Genomic DNA, 472 nt, shown 5'->3' on the forward strand with positions numbered 1-472 from the left:
GCACACTGAGCCAAACAAATAAGCGTATTCAAATTGCTGCTGTTTTACTACGCGAGGTCTCGTTCCACGAGTAGCCCAAAGACGTGTTGTTGTGTTCTGCTGACCAAACCTAGCTTCGTCTTGAAACCAGACATCAACACTCTCTAGCCCAATATGGCCGGGGATCTTAAGGATCGTTTCGATTTGGAATTTTTTTAAAATCGTCTTGTATTTGCTGTGATTGTTTAGGGTGTTTGGAACGAGAAGTTATCCAAGAAAAACCCATGTGGTCGAGGAGATAATAGATGGAATTAGGGTGGTAGTGCTTGTCAAAGTGTTTAACGATGTAGTCATGTATATCGCTTCCAACAAGGCGGCCACCAGAAGGTGATTCAGCTTCTTTTTTTATGAAGGCACTGAGTTGAGCCCGCTGCTCATCGGTGAGGTATGCAGGCCTACCAGTCCGAGGTTTTTCTTGAAGTCCTTCTAGGCC

Annotated in this window: 1 protein-coding gene; it reads right to left on the reverse strand. The window is 44.9% G+C overall.

What is annotated here, in order from left to right:
* Positions 1–166 precede the first annotated feature (166 nt).
* A partial coding sequence (locus AB4585_RS22410) for a transposase (protein WP_372171011.1) occupies positions 167–472 on the reverse strand: 306 nt, incomplete at its 5' end.

This window comes from Vibrio sp. 10N.222.49.C9, from assembly GCF_041474985.1.
Taxonomy (GTDB): domain Bacteria; phylum Pseudomonadota; class Gammaproteobacteria; order Enterobacterales; family Vibrionaceae; genus Vibrio; species Vibrio crassostreae_C.